This is a genomic window from Oceanicella sp. SM1341, from assembly GCF_003448965.1.
Lineage (GTDB): Bacteria > Pseudomonadota > Alphaproteobacteria > Rhodobacterales > Rhodobacteraceae > Paroceanicella.
On sequence record NZ_QRGC01000033.1, the window covers coordinates 50,612 to 67,987 of the forward strand.

At 66.8% G+C, this 17,376-nt stretch carries 13 protein-coding genes and 1 pseudogene; 12 read left to right on the top strand and 2 right to left on the bottom strand.

Features of this window, described 5'->3' with window-relative positions:
- The first annotated feature begins 187 nt into the window (after positions 1 to 187).
- Positions 188 to 2,014 (top strand): phosphate ABC transporter substrate-binding/OmpA family protein, encoded by a 1,827-nt coding sequence (locus D3P35_RS22375; RefSeq protein WP_118138095.1) that lies wholly within the window; start codon positions 188 to 190, stop codon positions 2,012 to 2,014.
- A 395-nt stretch (positions 2,015 to 2,409) separates the two neighbouring features.
- On the opposite strand, the pseudogene D3P35_RS22380 reads toward D3P35_RS22375, so the two are convergent.
- Together D3P35_RS22380 and D3P35_RS22385 are read right to left on the bottom strand one after the other, a co-directional pair.
- Positions 2,410 to 2,577, bottom strand: a pseudogene (locus D3P35_RS22380) (JAB domain-containing protein); the annotation flags it as partial.
- A 100-nt stretch (positions 2,578 to 2,677) separates the two neighbouring features.
- On the bottom strand, positions 2,678 to 2,908 hold the full coding sequence (locus D3P35_RS22385; RefSeq protein WP_118138099.1) for a helix-turn-helix domain-containing protein: 231 nt from the start codon (positions 2,906 to 2,908) through the stop codon (positions 2,678 to 2,680).
- Positions 2,909 to 3,362: 454 nt separating this feature from the next.
- On the opposite strand from D3P35_RS22385, the gene D3P35_RS22390 reads away from it, so the two are divergent.
- The 11 genes from D3P35_RS22390 (at position 3,363) to D3P35_RS26590 (ending at position 17,187) form a co-directional block, all read left to right on the top strand.
- Entirely contained in the window at positions 3,363 to 4,325 is a 963-nt protein-coding gene (locus D3P35_RS22390; RefSeq protein ID WP_118138101.1) for an ArdC family protein, read from the top strand.
- Positions 4,322 to 4,699 (top strand): DUF2958 domain-containing protein, encoded by a 378-nt coding sequence (locus D3P35_RS22395; RefSeq protein ID WP_118138103.1) that lies wholly within the window; start codon positions 4,322 to 4,324, stop codon positions 4,697 to 4,699. Before D3P35_RS22390 ends, D3P35_RS22395 begins: the two co-directional genes overlap by 4 nt.
- A 126-nt stretch (positions 4,700 to 4,825) precedes the next feature.
- Positions 4,826 to 6,928, top strand: coding sequence for a ParB/RepB/Spo0J family partition protein (locus D3P35_RS22400; protein ID WP_118138105.1), 2,103 nt, complete (start codon positions 4,826 to 4,828; stop codon positions 6,926 to 6,928).
- A gap of 83 nt (positions 6,929 to 7,011) precedes the next feature.
- On the top strand, positions 7,012 to 7,428 hold the full coding sequence (locus D3P35_RS22405; RefSeq protein ID WP_118138107.1) for a hypothetical protein: 417 nt from the start codon (positions 7,012 to 7,014) through the stop codon (positions 7,426 to 7,428).
- Positions 7,421 to 8,065 (top strand): antitoxin of toxin-antitoxin stability system, encoded by a 645-nt coding sequence (locus D3P35_RS22410; RefSeq protein WP_118138109.1) that lies wholly within the window; start codon positions 7,421 to 7,423, stop codon positions 8,063 to 8,065. Before D3P35_RS22405 ends, D3P35_RS22410 begins: the two co-directional genes overlap by 8 nt.
- A gap of 119 nt (positions 8,066 to 8,184) precedes the next feature.
- Positions 8,185 to 12,525, top strand: a complete 4,341-nt coding sequence (locus tag D3P35_RS22415; RefSeq protein WP_118138111.1) for a strawberry notch family protein — start codon at positions 8,185 to 8,187, stop codon at positions 12,523 to 12,525.
- A complete protein-coding gene (locus D3P35_RS22420) occupies positions 12,525 to 13,577 on the top strand; it encodes a toprim domain-containing protein (RefSeq protein WP_118138113.1) in 1,053 nt (350 codons plus the stop codon). Before D3P35_RS22415 ends, D3P35_RS22420 begins: the two co-directional genes overlap by 1 nt.
- A gap of 318 nt (positions 13,578 to 13,895) precedes the next feature.
- Positions 13,896 to 14,831, top strand: a complete 936-nt coding sequence (locus D3P35_RS22425; RefSeq protein ID WP_118138115.1) for a DUF2493 domain-containing protein — start codon at positions 13,896 to 13,898, stop codon at positions 14,829 to 14,831.
- Between the two features lie 166 nt (positions 14,832 to 14,997).
- The gene (locus D3P35_RS22430; RefSeq protein WP_118138117.1) at positions 14,998 to 15,414 is read left to right on the top strand and encodes a hypothetical protein; all 417 of its coding nucleotides are present in this window, start codon (positions 14,998 to 15,000) and stop codon (positions 15,412 to 15,414) included.
- A 691-nt stretch (positions 15,415 to 16,105) separates the two neighbouring features.
- Positions 16,106 to 16,507 (top strand): single-stranded DNA-binding protein, encoded by a 402-nt coding sequence (locus D3P35_RS22435; RefSeq protein WP_118138119.1) that lies wholly within the window; start codon positions 16,106 to 16,108, stop codon positions 16,505 to 16,507.
- A 515-nt stretch (positions 16,508 to 17,022) separates the two neighbouring features.
- Complete coding sequence (locus D3P35_RS26590; RefSeq protein WP_198670758.1) at positions 17,023 to 17,187, top strand: hypothetical protein; 165 nt, start codon at positions 17,023 to 17,025, stop codon at positions 17,185 to 17,187.
- Positions 17,188 to 17,376: the final 189 nt, after the last annotated feature.

The window sequence follows — 17,376 nt, forward strand, 5'->3', positions numbered from 1 at the left end:
CATAGTGCGGTGCGGCGCGGCGAGGTCAATAGCCGAAGCGCGGCCGGGGCTGGTGACATTGCGCCCGGGCTGCCGATATGGTCTTCATGGCGCCCGCGGCCGGCTCCGCTCGGGAGGGGAAGGGCGCAGGGCCTCCGCAACACCGGCGGCAGCCGGGCGGAAAAACGGGCAGGGTGGAGATGATGCTGTGAGTGCGAGACGGGGCTTCTTCCTCGCCATCGGGCTGGCTTTCGGGCTGGCCCAGGGTGGCGGCGCGCAGCCGGACCGGACCGTGGTGCTGCGCTCGGCGGACGGCGCGATGTCGGTGACCGGCGAGCTGCTCGGGGTGGAGGACGGCCGCTACCGGCTGGCCACCGCCATCGGCGAGATCGCGCTCGACGCGACGCGGGTGCGCTGCGAGGGCGCCGCCTGTCCGCGGGAAGTTCCCGCCGAACGGACCGCCCCGCGCCTCGCGGTTGCGCCCGCGGCGGCCGAGGCGCTGCTGCCGGCCCTCCTCGAGGCGCGCGCTGCGCCGCAGGTCGCCGGGCCGACGCGTGAGACCCTCCCCAGCTCCGCCGCACTGCAGGCGCTGCTCGACGGCGATGCCGATCTCGCGGTGACCGACCGCGCGCTCAGCCCGCGTGAACTCTCCGCCCTGCGGGATGCGCCCGCCGCCGAAGGCGGCTTGTCCGGAGAAAGGGCCGGAGGCGGCTTGTCCGGGGAAGGGGCCGAAGGCGGCCCGCGAACGCAGGGGGCCGGGGGCGGCGCGCCGAGCGGAACGGCCGGGGAACCCGCGCAAGGGGCAAGTTCCCGCGGCGGCACGCCAGACACCACCGGCCGAGGCGGCGCCCAGGCCGGCGGCAACAGCGCGAGCGCGGGCTCTGGCGACGACAGGCCCGCTCCGGCTGCCGGGCCCGGGCCGGGCGAGGGCCGTGCCTCGGCCGCCGGGCCGTTCGGACGTGCCCCGGGCGGCGCGGCCGATGACCGGGGCGTTCCCGCGCCCGCGGTGCGTACGCTCGCGCTCGATGCCCTCGTGCCGGTGACCGCTCCGGGCGGCCCGGTGGAGGCGGTGTCGCTCGGTGCGCTGGCCGGCGTGCTTGCCGGCGAGATCACCGACTGGGCCGCGCTCGGCGGTCCGCCGGCGCCCATCGTGCCGATGATGCTCTCGCCCGAGACCGGGGCCGGCGCGCGGACCGAGGCACTGCTGCTGGCGCCGGCCGGGCGCCGGCCCGGGCCGCGGGTGAGGATGTTCGACAGCGCGGCGCGCCTTGCCGAGGCCGTTTCGGCCACGCCCGGCGCGCTGGCGGTGATCGGCCGCTCGCATGCCGGCGGGCTGCGGCAGCTCGGGCTCGAGGACGCCTGCGGGCGGCTCGAGCCGCCGGCGCCCTTCACGGTGAAATCGGGCGACTATCCGTTCGTTGTGCCGCTGATGCTCGCCGCGGCACCGGGGCGCGCGCTCGTGCCCGGGCAGGGGCTCGGCGGGTTCCTGCTTTCGCCCGAGGCGATGCCGGTGATCGAGGCGGCGGGCTACGTGAGCCTCTCGGCCATGCGCATCGGGCTGGGCGAGCAGGGCGTGCGCCTTGCCAACACGCTGCTGGCACCCGACGAGGAGGGCCGCGTCGGCGAGATCCGCGCCCTGCTCACCGAGCTGCGCGACGCCGAGCGGCTGTCGACGACGCTGCGTACCGATCCCGCCACCGGCCGGCCGGACGCGCGCAGCCGGGAGGAGATCCGCCGGCTGGCGGGGCTGCTCGCCTCGGGCGCCTTCGGCGGCCGCGAGGTGCTCTTCGCCGGGTTCACCGATTCCATCGGCCGGGCCGACCTGAACCGCGACCTCTCCCTGCGCGATGCCGAGGACATGCGCGCGCTGGTGCTCGGCGCATTGCCCCCGGGCAGCGTGCAGGACGTGCGCATTGCCACCTTCGGCTACGGCGAGATCTCGCCGGTGGCCTGCAACGCTCATGCCGCGGGGCGCGCCGTGAACCGCCGGGTCGAGGTCTGGCTGCGCGAGCCGCGCGCGCGCGGGGCGGACTGACGCGGGCGGCCCGCCGCTCCGGCGATGCCCCGGTCTCCACGCCGTCGGGCAGCCTGCTCCGTGCCTCCCGCACAGCGCAGTCGCCCGTCGTCTGCCATGCGCGGCGCGCCGGGCGGGCCCGATCCGGGCAAGGCAGGCCTTGCGCCCCGCGGCGGGGATCCGGGCGGCTTGCCGGGCCCGGGCCCGGGCGGGGAGGTCTGCCGGCGCGTGCCGGAGCAGTGGGATCCCTCCCGCCGGCCAGATCGGGCGGCCCGGAGAGCGGCGGAGCCCGGGGGCTTCGAGGCTCGGGTTCGGGGTGCAGTTGCAGGCGCCGGTCCCGTCACGCCGGGGACGTGCCTCGCGCCGGTGCGTGCCGTCGCGGCCCCGCGCGGCTTTCCGGGATCAGGCCGGTGCCGCTACAGGTAGCCCTCCGCGCGGAAGCTCACGTCGCTCTCCTTGCCGATCACGAGATGGTCGTGCAGCACGAGGCCGAGGGCCTCGACCGCGTCGCGCACCTGCTCGGTCATCAGCACGTCGGCCTCGGAGGGGGTCGGGTCGCCCGAGGGGTGGTTGTGCACCAGTATAGCCATCTTTATAATGCGATGAAATATATGTATTTTTTCGGATTTTTCTGTCTACTGGTGCCGGAGACTGGGGTATGTCCACAATGCTTGCACGTGACTTTCACGGCTGATCACCGGCATGCTCGTCCGATTGCTTTGAAGCACTGCACTGCACTTTATTCCTTTCATCCCATGTTTCAAGCTCCTCCATCGGATAGAGCACGGCCTTACCTACCTTGATAAACGATGGCCCAATTTTCTGGGTACGCCAGTTTCGAAGTGTCCCCAACGACACGCCGCCGCGATAGCGCTCGGTGACTTCTTCAGGCGTGAGAAATTTAGTCTCTGACATACTGCCTCCTGGGTTCGGCCGCGCTTTTGGGTAGCGTAGCCGATATCGGTAGATGGATGAGCGCGAGGTTCTTTCCTTCGAGTGATCGTCACTCTGGGGCATCGCTGAACTTGCCGTTGTCCAGTTGGTCACGCTGATGCACAGAGATCGTTGCAACACCTGAGTCCGTGAAGGAAGGCCTACTTCACAGGAGTAGGGAGTACGGATATCTGGGGATAAATATTGGCGGATGTGCTGGTCACGCAGCAGGTTCGGTCCACGTGCTGCAAGCACGCAAGCAGCTTGCTGAGGTGGGGCTGAACTTCGTCGGTTACCGGTCGGTCGCAGAGGATACACGGGCGAGTGAGCGAAACACCTTTCCACCGATCCCAATAGAGTGAGAGTGCGGACGGGTTTTCCGTGACGGGTTGAGGGCTGGAGGAGAGGCCTCCGGCGCCCGTCGCGGAGAACCGCGATGTCCAGACACAACCGCAAAACCGGCACCCAGCGCGACCGGACCAATCTCTATTCCGAAATCACCGACAAGATCATCGCCGAACTGGAGGCCGGCCGGGTGCCATGGGTCCAGCCCTGGGGCACGGCCGCCGCGAAGGCGCCGCTGTCCATGCCGCACAACGCCTCGACCGGCCGGACCTATTCCGGGATCAACGTGCTGCTGCTCTGGGGCGCCGTCATCGAGCGCGGCTTTTCCGGCCAAAGTTGGTTGACCTTCCGCCAGGCGCTGTCGCTCGGCGGCAATGTCTGCAAGGGCGAGCGCGGCACTACTGTCGTCTATGCCGATCGCTTCGTGCCGGAGGATGCGAAGCGCCGCGCGCGCGAGACCGGCGAGGACGCCCAGGCGATCCCGTTCCTGAAGCGCTTCACCGTCTTCAACACCGACCAGTGCGAGAACCTGCCCGAGGATGTCGCGACCGCCGCACCGCCGGTGCCGAAGGGTCTGATCGAACCGCGTGTCGAGGCGTTGATCGCGGCGACGGGGATCGACTTCCGGATCGGCGGCAATCGCGCCTTCTACGTGCCGGCCCATGACTATGTGCAGGTGCCGCCGCCGCAAGCCTATTTCGAGCCGATCAACTGGCACCGCACCGCCCTGCACGAACTCGGCCACGCCAGCGGCGCGCCTCATCGTCTCAACCGCGATTTCTCCGGCTCGTTCGGCTCGAAGAAATACGCCTTCGAAGAGCTGATCGCCGAGATCAACGCCGCCTTTTGCTGCGCCTCGCTCGGCATCACGCCGACCGTCCGGCATGCCGATTACATCGGCTCCTGGCTCGACGTCCTGCGCGAGGACAATCGCGCCATCGTCCGCGCCGCCAGCCAGGCGAGCAAGGCTGCCGACTGGCTGCTGGCCTTCGCTCCGGACCATGCCAATCAAACGATCCCGGTCGAACCTGCTTGCGACAGGAGGGTGGCATGATCCTCTTGACCGACGAGTTGCGCGACCGGCTGCTGGCCAATGGACGGCAACGCGATGTCGACCATGTGCCAGTGGTGAAATTCTTCAATCCCGTCGGCGCGGGCACCTGGCTTATCACCGAGATGGAGCCGGACGGCGACATGCTGTTCGGGCTCGCCGATCTCGGCTTCGGCTGTCCTGAGATGGGCTCGTGCAGCCTCGCGGAGTTCACGTCCATCTCTCTGCCCTTCGGTCTTGGCATCGAGCGGGACGTCCTCTTCGAGGGTCTATTTCCGCTGTCGACCTATGCCGAAGCGGCCCGGCTAGCCGGCAGCATCGTTGAGAGCGAGCGCTTGCTCAGGGCCGCCGCGGTGTCGCTGCGAAACAGGCAGTAACATTTCCCACCCCATCGGCGCAGCCCTCTCACTCCGGCTCAGGAGAGTGAGAGGGCTGCGCCTTTTTCCGTGACGGGTTTGAGGTCGAGAGAGAGGCTCTCGGCGCCCGTCGCGGAGTAAATCACGATGGCACCTGCCGTTCAGAAAATAGCCCTCAGCGCCTCGCGCGACATTCCCTTCAACAAGCTCGTTCTCTCCCAGTCCAACGTCCGGCGCCTGAAGGCCGGCGTCTCGATCGATGAACTGGCCGAGGACATCGCCCGCCGTGGTCTCCTGCAGAGCCTCAACGTCCGGCCGGTCCTCGATGACGACGGCACGGAGACCGGTATGTTCGAGATTCCCGCCGGCGGCCGCCGATATCGGGCGCTCGAACTTCTGGTGAAGGCCAAGCGCCTCAACAAGACCGCGCCGGTGCCCTGCGTGGTCCGCGAGGCCAGGACCGACATCTCGGCGGAGGAGGACTCGCTTGCCGAGAATGCTCATCGCGCTGCGCTGCACCCCCTCGACCAGTTCCGGGCTTTCAGGACTCTGCGCGATCAGGGTCTCACCGAGGAGGAGATCGCCGCGCGCTTCTTCGTCTCGACCGCCATCGTCAAGCAGCGGCTCAAGCTCGTCACCGTCTCGGAGACGCTGCTCAATGCCTATGCCGAGGACGAGATGACCCTCGATCAGCTCATGGCCTTCACCGTCTCATCCGACCATGCGCGCCAAGAGCAGGTCTGGGAATCGGTCCAGCATAGCTGGTCGAAGGAGGCCTATCAGATCCGCCGGATGCTGACGGAGAACACCGTCCGTGCGTCTGATCGGCGGGTCCGCTTCGTCACCACCGACGCCTATGAGGCGGCCGGCGGCATCGTCCTTCGCGATCTCTTCCAGGACGACGACGGTGGCTGGATCGAGAACGTCCCGCTGCTGGAGCAGCTCGTCGCCGACAAGCTGAAGGCCGAAGCGGAGGCCATCGCCCGCGAAGGCTGGAAGTGGATCGAGGTCGCGGCCGACTTCCCCTATGGCCACACCCGGGGCCTCCGGTCGATCACCGGCACGTCCGCCGATCTGACCGAAGACGAGCGCGCCCAGCGTGAGGCGCTGCGCAACGAGCTCGACGAACTCGAAGCCGAATATGCCGAGGCCGACGAACTGCCCGACGAAGTCGATGCGCGGCTCGGCGAGATCGAGGATGCCCTCGAGGCCTTCGAAAGCCGTCCCGTCCACTACGACCCGGCCGAAATCCCGCGTGCGGGCGCCTTCGTCAGCATCCGCCACGATGGCCAGCTCTCGGTCGATCGCGGCTATGTCCGGCCCGAGGATGAAGTCGCCGTCGGCGATACCGAAGGGAACACCCACGGCGGTGAGGATGGTGCCGGTGATCCGACCGGGACAGTGCAACGCACCGTCATCACCATCGGCGGAGAACAGTCGGGTCAGGACGATGACGAGGATGTCGTCAAGCCGCTGCCCGAGCGTCTGCTGACCGAGTTGACGGCGCACCGCACGCTTGCGCTGCGGGACGCGTTGGCGAGCAACCCGCATGTCGCGATGACTGCGCTAATCCACAAGCTTGTTCGCGATACCTTCCAGCACGTCTCGTCGACGGGGTGCCTTGAAGCCTCGGTTCGACACATCTTCTTCTCCGTTCAGGCCGAGGATCTGAAGGACAGCGCGTCGGCCAAGGCGATCGACGAGCGCCAGGAAGCCTGGCAAGCCGATCTGCCGACCGATGACGATGCGCTCTGGGCGAAGATTGACGGTCTCGACGATGCGAGCCGTATGGCGCTTCTCGCCCATTGCGTCTCCTTCGGGGTCAATGCGCTCTACGAGAAGGCCAATCCCTATGGCGCTGGCCCGACCACGCATGGCGTGCAACAGCGCATCCACGAGGCGGACCGTCTTGCCCGTGCCGTCGGTCTCGACATGGTGGCGGTGGGCTGGCGGCCGACGGTCGACAACTATCTCGGCCGGGTCACCAAGCCGCGCATCCTCGAAGCGGTGCGCGAGGCGAAGAACGAGGCGACCGCCCAGCTCATCGACCATCTGAAGAAGGGCGACATGGCAAAAGAGGCCGAACGCCTCCTCGCCGACAGCGGCTGGCTTCCCGAGCCACTGCGCCTGGCTCCGCTCGACGCGGACGTCGCTGAGCAGCCCGACGACGAGACCGACACGCTGCCCGCGTTCCTCACCGAGGACGACGAGGCCGAAGACGAGGAGCAGCAGCCGGTCGCGGCGGAATAGCCCGCAGCCGTCACTCTTCCTGCACACCAAAACCCAACTTGCGCCCGGCCGATGTGCCGGGGTTCTCGTTTCAGGAGTCCGTCATGGCCGACTATTTCACCCATTTCTCCTGCGTGCTCGACGTCGGCACACCCGACAACGCCGCCCGCGCGCTCGACCTCTACAATCGCCTGTGCGAGGAAAACGCATCGGAAGATCCGCCCTCGGAAGGGTTCGATCTTTCCATCGTTCCCGAACATGGCGGCACCAGCCTCTGGATACGCGACGATGTCACCGGCGACCCGGAGCATGTCATCCAGTTCGTCAAACGCTGCGCTGCCGCATTCGGCCTCACCGGGCTGTGGGGCTTCCAATACGCCAACACCTGCTCGCGCCCGCATCTCGATGCGTTCGGCGGCGGGGCTCACGTTCTCGATCTCGCCACCGGCGAGACCGTGGCGTGGACCTACACCGGAGGCTGGCTTGCCGAGGTGCTCGACGGAGGTGATCCTGATGCCTGAGATCATCGAAACCACCGTCTATCGGCTCGATGAGCTCTCGGACGCCGCCAAAGACGCGGCCCGCGCCTGGTATCGGCAGACTGGCTTCGACCATGACTGGTTCGAGTTCGTCTTTGACGACTTCGAGCGCATCTGTGCCATCCTCGGCGTCAAACTGCGCACCGTGCCGGCCCGCCTCTACGGCGGTGGCACAAGGCAAAAACCCTGCATCTTCTTTTCCGGGTTCTGGAGCCAGGGCGACGGGGCGTGCTTCGAGGGACGCTATCGCTATGCCAGCGCCGCACCCCGCAAGATTCGGGGCTATGCGCCGAAGGATGACGAGTTGCACCGGATCGCCGATGCCCTGCAGGCGATCCAGCGGCGCAACTTCTACCAGCTCCATGCTGGTATCGTTCATAGTGACCGCTACTACCATGAATATTGCATGGCGATCGCGGTCGAACGCGATAGCCCAACCTGGCAGGACATGACGGCTGATGCGGAAGATGCCGTGATCGAGCCGCTTCGTGACCTCGCGCGTTGGCTCTATCGCCACCTCGAACGCGAATATGAGTATCTGACCTCGGACGCGGCCGTCGACGAAACCATTGCCGCGAACGAATACACCTTCACCGAGAGTGGACGTCGGTTCGGATAGTCGAGGAGTTCGACCTCCCCTGAGAGGGAGAGGGGGGCCGTGACGGGTTTGAGCCCGTCCGGAGGAGAGAGAGCACCGGACCGGCTCGTCCGTCTTCCGCTCTCCTTAAGGTTCTCACCATGACCAATACTTCCGCTCGCGCCGCCGCTCCGGTCGCGCCGCTCCCGCTAGCCTCCGATACCCGACCTGCTTCGGTCATCCTTGCCGCCGCAGAACAGCTTCTCCTACATCTCGAAAAGGGCGGGCCCATCGATGCCGCGACATTGCGCGCGGCGATGGAGTCTGCCTTCGGCGCCTCCGATGCCACCGGCGCCTGGGACTGGAAAACCGCCTACGACGCCTGCGAGGCGGCGACCGTCCTTTTTCTGCGCAAATACGGAAAGGCGCTTTTCCGCAAAGCAGGTTCTCCGGCTCCGCGGCTTTCCGCCGTCTCGAAGATTGCCGCGCTCCTTCCGACCCATACCCGCCGGTCCGAGGAAGCCCAGAGCTTCCAGCAGTTCTCGACCCCGATCCCGCTCGGCCTCGTCGCGGCCCATGCCGCCGCCGTCACCGCGGCGGATCGCGTTCTCGAACCCTCGGCCGGGACCGGGCTCCTCGCCATTCTGGCCGAGATCGCCGGCGGCTCGCTCGCCGTCAACGAACTGGCTGAAGCGCGCGCCGACCTGCTCACCTCCCTCTTTCCGGCAGCGGATATCACCCGCTTCGACGCCGCGCAGATCCACGACCATCTCGATCCGGCGCTGATCCCGAGCGTGGTGCTGATGAACCCGCCATTCTCGGTCATGGCCAATGTCGAGGGCCGCGTCGCCGATGCCGCCTTCCGCCACATCGCATCGGCGCTGGCGCGCCTTGCGCCCGGCGGGCGGCTGGTGACGATCACCGCCGCCAGCTTCGCGCCAGATAATCCGGCCTGGGCGCCATCCTTCGCGCGCCTGCAGGAACGCGGCCGTGTCGTCTTCTCCGCCGCGATCGACGGCTCGGCTTACGCCAAGCACGGCACGACGATCTCCACCCGACTGACCGTCATCGACAAGGTTCCCGCCGATGATCCGACAGCATTTCCCGCATCGCCGGGTGTCGCGCCGGACACTGCGGCATTGCTGGCCTGGGTCGACGAGCGCCTGCCGGAGCGACTTCCCGTCGATCCTCCGGTGGCGGTGCCTGTGCCAGCGACCCCGACCCCTGGCAGCGTGCGCGGCTATCTGAACCGCGCCGCCAAGACCACGTCGCCCGCGCCGACGGCCGATCCCGAGGCACAGCCGCTCGCCTATGAAGCCATCGAGTCGCAGTCCGGTGACACCGCACGGCTCTCGGACGCGATCTACGAGGAATACGGGCTTCAGGCGATCCGCATTCCCGACGCGCAGCCCCATCCGACGAAGCTGGTACAGTCGGCTGCGATGGCGTCCGTCGCCCCACCCAAGCCGAGCTATCGGCCGCGTCTGCCGGTCAATATCGGCGAGTTGCTGTCCGGGGCGCAGCTCGAAACCGTCATCTATGCCGGCGAGGCCCATTCCGACCATCTCGCCGGAACCTGGGCGGTCGACGCCACCTTCGATGTCGTGTCCGCTGCGGCCGAAGACGCACAGAACGCGATCCGCTTCCGCCGCGGCTTCATGATCGGCGACGGCACCGGCGTCGGCAAGGGCCGCCAGTCGGCCGCGATCATCCTCGACAACTGGCTTCAGGGCCGCCGCAAGGCGGTCTGGATCTCCAAGTCCGACAAGCTGCTCGAGGACGCGCAACGCGACTGGTCGGCGCTCGGGATGGAGCGACTGCTGGTCACGCCCTTGTCGCGTTTCCCGCAGGGCAAGCCGGTCGCGCTGGCGGAAGGCATCCTATTTACGACCTACGCCACACTACGGTCCGATGACCGCGGCGAAGGGGTTTCGCGCGTCAAGCAGATCGTCGAATGGTTGGGCTCCGACTTCGATGGGGTGATCATTTTCGACGAGGCGCACGCGATGCAGAACGCCGGTGGCGGCAAGGGAGAACGCGGCGATGTCGCAGCCAGCCAGCAGGGCCGCGCGGGCCTGCGCCTGCAGCACGCGCTGCCGGATGCGCGCATCGTCTATGTCTCCGCGACCGGCGCCACCACGGTCCACAATCTCGCCTATGCCCAGCGGCTCGGCCTCTGGGGCGGCGAGGAGTTTCCCTTCGCGACACGCGCCGAATTCGTCGAAGCGATTGAAGCTGGCGGTGTCGCCGCGATGGAGGTCCTCGCCCGCGACCTCAGGGCGCTCGGTCTCTACACCGCCCGCTCGCTCAGTTTCGACGGTGTCGAATACGAACTGGTCGAGCACGAACTGACCCCCGAGCAGACTCGCATCTATGACGCCTATGCCGGCGCCTTCGCCATCATCCATAACAACCTCGATGCGGCGATGGAGGCGGCCAACATCACCGGCGGTGACGGGACGCTCAACCGGCAGGCAAAATCCGCGGCGCGCTCGGCTTTTGAGTCCGCCAAGCAGCGTTTCTTCGGGCACCTGCTCACCAGCATGAAGACCCCGACGCTGCTCCGCTCGATCGCCGCCGATCTGGAGGCGGGCCATTCGGCGGTCGTCCAGATCGTCTCGACTGGCGAGGCGCTGATGGAACGCCGCCTGGCGGAGCTGCCGACCGAGGAATGGAACGACGTCCGGGTGGACATCACGCCGAGGGAATATGTCCTGGACTATCTTGCCCATTCCTTCCCGGTGCAGCTCTACGAGCCGTTCACCGACAGCGAGGGCAATCTGTCGTCACGCCCGGTCTATCGCGATGGGCAGCCGGTCGAGAGCCGTGAGGCGGTCACCCGCCGCGATGACCTGATCGCCAGGCTCGCCAGCCTGTCGCCCGTTCCCGGCGCGCTCGACCAGCTCGTGCAGCATTTCGGCACCGACATGGTCGCCGAAGTCACCGGGCGCTCGCGCCGCATCGTCAGCAAGCGCAATTCCGGCGGCATGGATCGTCTTGCCGTCGAGACCCGCGCCGCCGCCGCCAATCTGGCGGAGACCCAGGCCTTCATGGACGATACCAAGCGCGTCCTGATCTTCTCGGATGCCGGCGGAACCGGCCGCAGCTACCACGCCGACCTTTCGGCGCGGAACACTCGGCGGCGCGTCCACTATCTGCTCGAACCGGGCTGGAAGGCCGATGCCGCCATACAGGGGCTCGGCCGCACGCACCGCACCAACCAGGCGCAGCCGCCGCTCTTCCGTCCGGTTGCGACCAACGTCAAGGCGGAGAAGCGCTTCCTTTCCACCATCGCCCGCCGTCTCGACACGCTGGGCGCGATCACCCGCGGACAGCGCCAGACCGGCGGTCAGGGCCTGTTCCGGCCCGAGGACAATCTGGAAAGCGCCTATGCCCGCGATGCGCTGCGTCAGCTCTATCTCCTGATCGTGCGCGGCAAGGTCGAGGGCTGCTCGCTCGATCGGTTCGAGACCGCCACCGGCCTGAAGCTGGTGGACGCCAATGGCATCAAGGACGACCTGCCGCCCATCACCACCTTCCTCAACCGCCTGCTGGCGCTCACCATCGAGCTTCAGGGCATCCTGTTCACCGCCTTCGAGCAATTGCTCAACGCCAAGATCGAGGGCGCCGTCGCGAGCGGCACTTATGACGTCGGGCTCGAGACGCTGACGGCCGAGCGGTTCACCGTCACCGGGTGCGAGACCATCTACACCCATCCGGGCACCGGCGCGGAAACCCGGCTGCTCACGATCACGCAGCGCGACCGTAACCGTCCGCTCTCGCTTGCCGACGTCTTGGATCATCTCGACGATCCGCGTGCGCGGCTTCTGATCAACGAACGCTCGGGTCGGGCCGCGGTCCAGATCCCCACGACCAGCGTCATGCTCGACGATGGAGAGGTGGAACGCCGCGTCCGTCTCGTCCGCCCGATGGAGGCCCACAACCTCCCCGTCAAGATGATGGGCGAGACCCATTGGATGGAGGCTGATCGCGGGGCGTTCGCTGCCGCCTGGGAGAACGAAGTTGCGGAGGTGCCGGCGTTTTCCGAGAGCACCATCCACGTCGTGACCGGCCTGTTGCTGCCGATCTGGAAGCGCCTGCCCAACGACTCCACCCGTGTCTACCGGCTCCAGACTGATGACGGCGAGCGCATCATCGGCCGCAAGGTCCCGCCTGCCTGGGCGGCCGCGGCGGCCGCGACCGGCAGCACGACCATTTCCGCGAATGACGCCTTCACCGCGCTGATGGACGGACGCACGATCCTCGACCTTACCGAAGGGCTTCAGCTTCGCCGCAGCCGCGTCATGGGCGCCAACCGCATCGAGCTCTCCGGCTTCTCCGACACGATGCGCGAGCGGCTCACCGCCTATGGTCTCTTCCACGAGATCATCTCATGGAAGCTCAGGATGTTCGTCCCTGTCGACGCCTCCGGTCCGGTGGTCCTCGGCCGCGTGCTCGATCGCTTCCCGGTCGAGCGCATCGGCGAGCGGGAGGCAGCGTGATGGCTCAGGATGCCTCCGAACTGGCAACCCGTCTCGGCCGGCAGGCCGAGGCGGTCTGCCGCGAATATCTGCCCAGCGGCCGGCGCGAGGGCCGCTACTGGATGGTGGGCGATGTTCGCAACACGCCGGGGCGCTCGATGTTCGTGCGCCTGACCGGCCCCGAATCCGGCAAGGGTGCAGCGGGCAAATGGACCGATGCCGCCACGTCCGAACATGGCGACCTTCTCGATGTCATACGCGAGAGCTGCGGCCTGATCGACTTCAGGGAGGTCGCCGAAGAGGCGCGGCGGTTTCTCAGTCTGCCGCATCCCGAACCGGAACCCGCGGGCCACAACGCTCGGCAGACACCCACACCAACGGGTTCGCCACTCGCGGCGAAGCGGCTGTTTTCGATGGCGCAGCCGATCGCGGGCACGCTCGCGGAATCGTATTTGCGCAATCGCGGCATTACGGTTTTGGACGGAACCGGATCGCTGCGCTTCCATCCGCGCTGCTACTACCGACCCGACGAGCATGCGCCGACCGAGACCTGGCCGGCCCTGATTGCGTCCGTCACGGATCTCGATGGCCACCAGACCGGCGCTCACCGGACCTGGCTCGATCCCGGCGGCTTCAGCGAGGCGACGCTCGGCAAGGCGCCGATCGAGACACCGCGCCGGGCGATGGGCGACCTGCTCGGCCATGCGGTCCGCTTCGGTATGGCCGGTGAGGTGCTGGCGGCCGGCGAAGGCATAGAAACCGTGCTGTCGCCCCGTATGGTGCTGCCCCATATGCCGATGCTCGCGGCGCTCTCGGCGGTTCATCTCGCAGCCATTGCGTTTCCGGCGGACCTGCGGCGTCTCTACGTGTTGCGAGATCGCGACCCGGCCGGTGACAATGCGCGGCAAAGCCTGATCGCCAGAGCAACGGGCAAGGGGATCGAGGCAATCGGGCTAACGCCCCTGCGCGACGACTTCAACGAGGATCTGCGAGAGCTGGGCGCCGATGCCATGCGCGCGGCCTTGAGGGAGCAGCTTCGTCCGCAGGATGTCGCCAGGTTCATGGACGAATGAGAGCGTCAGCCGGGGCGGCGTTGCCGGGAGCATCCTGTCCTGTCTTTCGTGATCGTGATGTGCCCGCTGTCGGAAAAGCCGCACCCACGGCCTTCTTCGAGAGGGCGATCGGCCCACAAACGGGCCGGGCCGGCAATGGCGGCGCTCCGGCTATTTTCCGCCGGCGGGGCAAGCCCCGCCTTTGCAGCGCGAAACAAAATAGCCGGGTTTGCCATCAAGGCCCTCACGTCGTTCGGGCTGCCAACCCGTCCCGCCCGTGGGCTTTCGACGCCTGCGAAGGCCGCGATGGGCGCGGTCTCCAGACCTGGGAGCCACCCGATGAATCACGAAGACGACGACACAGGCTTTGAACCCGTTCACACCTCATCCCCGACCGATCACGTTCTCACCGAACTCCAGCTCTACGGCTGGCGTCCCTTCCAGGACGAAGCCGATCCGAGGCCGCTTCCCGAAGGCGATGCCGTCGCCGGCGCGGTCGCAGACATCTTCGACGCGCTGATCGCGACGCTGGGAGAGACCCGCCTCGAACCCGATCTCGACGATCTGCTCTGGTCGACCGTCAATCTCTTCCACCGCGCCACCGACCGCGTCGAGCGTGATCTCGACGACAATGAAGTGGCGCAGCGCCGGCTTCAACGCGAGCAGGATGGCAGCGAGGTGAAGTCCGTCGAACTCGAACGCCTGACGGCTGAGGGGCAGACGCTGATCGAGCGGCGCAACAGCATGGAGCTCTTCCGTGACGTCGCCGCCGAACACTTCGAGCGCCATACCGGCAGCCACTGGCGGCCACGCTCGGGTTCGATGGTCAACCATCGCAACTTGACCTCGGCGATGATCGACAGCCGGGACTTCCTCGCCGCCCGGTGCCGGGCGGAAAGCGAGGTGATGCTGCCCGCCGGCACCAAGGTGGCGCTCACTGGCGGGCTCGACTTCAACGATCACCAACTCATCTGGGCGCGGCTCGATCAGGTTCACGCCAAGCACCCCGACATGGTGCTGCTGCACGGCGGCTCACCCAGAGGGACCGAACTGATCGCCGCCAAATGGGCGGACAGCCGCAAGGTTGCGCAGATCGCCTTCAAACCCGACTGGACCAAGCACGGCAAGTCCGCACCGTTCAAGCGCAACGACGCCATGCTGGACGCACTGCCGGTCGGCGTCCTCGTTTTTCCCGGCACCGGCATCCAGGAAAACCTCGCGGACAAGGCCCGCAAGCTCGGTATCCCGGTCATGAAATTCGACGGCGGCGCATAACGCGCCGCCGCATTTCCAGGCGGCGTGACCGCCTTTCCTTGACGGAGCACGGCAAGATGCCTTGAATATGCGGGAGATGAAGAACCGGTATTGAAGCCCAGTCGCAGGCGGAGCGCATTTTCTGGCAGCCTGACGTGATCCCTCAAGAGATCCCACGGAGGTTTCCATGACGCTCGTCCTGCTTGCCATCACCCTGCTGACCGCATTGTGTTTCCTCGCGTTCCGGTTCGCGATCTATGCCTTGCCGTTCATGGTCGGGCTGACCGCCTTTCGCTTCGTCCACGCAACCGACGCCGGCTTCCTCCTGTCCGCGCTCGCCGCCATCGGAGCCGGGCTGCTCTCGGTCGGGATCGTGATCTTCGTGCTCGGTTTTGCCAAGAATCCCGCCCTGCGGCTGCTCGCGCTTGCCGTCTTCGCGGTGCCGGCAATGGTCGCCGGCTACGCACTTGTACATGGCGTCACCCACGGCGCCATCCATTCGGCCCTTGCGCTCAACCTCGTCTGCGGCGCTGGCGGCCTTGTCGTCGGCCTTGCCGCGATGGCAAATCTCAACTCACTCGGTGACCGCGTTCTGACTGCCTGAACGCACCGTCTTTGCCGTCCGGTTCGCCCGGTCAAACCGGGGCCACTGTCGCCGGGTCATTGCGCCCGGCTGGCACGATTGGAGCGTGTCGAGGGCATCGGCGTTTCGTCAGCGGTTGCCTTGTCGCCTCCCGACATCTCCCTTGTCGACAGACTCTCACAACATAGCTGCCGCTCCGTGCATGAACTGTACCGTTGGTGGCGGATAGGCTGTGGAACGCTTCCAGCTCCGATCGCAAATCCTCGCTGGACCGGACCATCGGGTTTCCGAACCGGCCGCTGCGGCGCCATTCGGTTGCCCGGAACCCGTTTCTGGTTTCGCGATGGCCCTGCCCGGATGCAGCGGCGGGTGGCGCTGAGAGACGGGCTGCGCATGTGCACCGCAAGGGCGGTGCCGGATCCTGCCTGATCTGTCGATCCCCGCGAGAACGATGTTCCTGGTCCCTGTCTTCCGTTCCGCTTCCGTGAAGGACCAAATCCCTTCCGACTGATCGATCCCCTAAGCCCGTTCGCTTTCCGCCAGCAACCCCCGCGGCGCCGGACCGAGTTGGCGCGTTCCGCGCCTGCCCGCACCACTCCGGCCCTTAGGGGTCGAGCTTCCGCCAAGGCGTCAGTGCAGGCGTCTCCCGACGGTCTTTTTCCGGGTCTCGTCGGAGGGACGGTCCCTCCGGCTGAAGCAACGGAGACTTGAAATGCAGAACATCGTTATTCTCGCCGGCAATATCGGTCAGGAACCGGACACCCGCACCACTCAGGGCGGCACGTCCATCACCCACTTCACGCTCGCCACCTCACGGCCGCGCTACGCCGAGGGCAAGGTTCTTCGCGACGAGAACGGCTACCGGGTCCAGGACACCGAATGGCACCGCGTCACCTGCTTCAACGGCCTCGGCAAGACGGTCCAGCAGCATTGCGAGAAGGGCATGAAGGTTCTGGTTCGCGGCCGCATCCACTACACCAAGTGGACCGACGCCGCCGGTGTGGATCGCTACGGTTGCGAGATCATCGCCGAAACGGTCGACTTCCTCAGCCGGGCGAAGCAGACCGAAAACGACGACGGCAAGTTCATCGACGACGACGACATCCCGTTCTGAGCGGGACGCCCGGGACCCGGCGGCTTCGGCCGCCGGGTTTTTTCGTGCTTCAGCATCCGGCAGCTTTCGAGACGTTGGGCTCCTCATTGCGGCAGGACAGGCCGGAAGGGGCAAACTGCAAGTTCAGGTTGGAGTTCTGGTGCACCCGTTCGCGGATCGCCGGAATCTCTGTTCTGTCTGCTCGTCATATCGGCTTGAGCTGGGCATCGGACGCACGCCCTGAGTCTCCGTGAGAATGGCTCTCAATGCCAGCCCGGGGCATCCGGCAAGGCTTCGACAGGCATATGCAAGACTGCACTGACAGCGGCTCCGGAAATGTAGGCGCGGATCACCCCGCTCTTTAGGCACGACCTTGGTTCCATCACGGACTTCCACGATCAACCCATAAAGGGTCGGACTATGCAAAGCATGCCGCCGTCCGGGGCTTCGCCCCGGAGGTGATCGCGTCCGTTCCCGAACACTTCGGGCGCCTGTCGAGCGGGGATGGTCCCCGCCCACAAGACAGGAGCCGCAAGATGTCCTTCGCAGATGCCCACGCCTTCGCGTTCAGCCTCGCCACCACCCTGATGGCCACGATCGTGATCTTCCGAGCCGGTGACGGGACGATGAGCGTGATGCCTGCCGCCGAATATGACGGCGACGACGATACGATCGTCGAGGAGATTGACCCCTTCGCCTGACGGGAGGGGCACGCCCCCTTTCTTTCCCGCGACCGAATCGGTTCACGCCCGACAGCGCAACGTCATCCGATCACATAGGTTTTTTCTGGAAGTCGACGCATAGAGCGACTAAAATAGATGGAGTATTCGGTCGTTCCCGCGCGACGGCTTCGAGCCCTTACTCGCCACGCGAAAACGCGATGGTCTTGG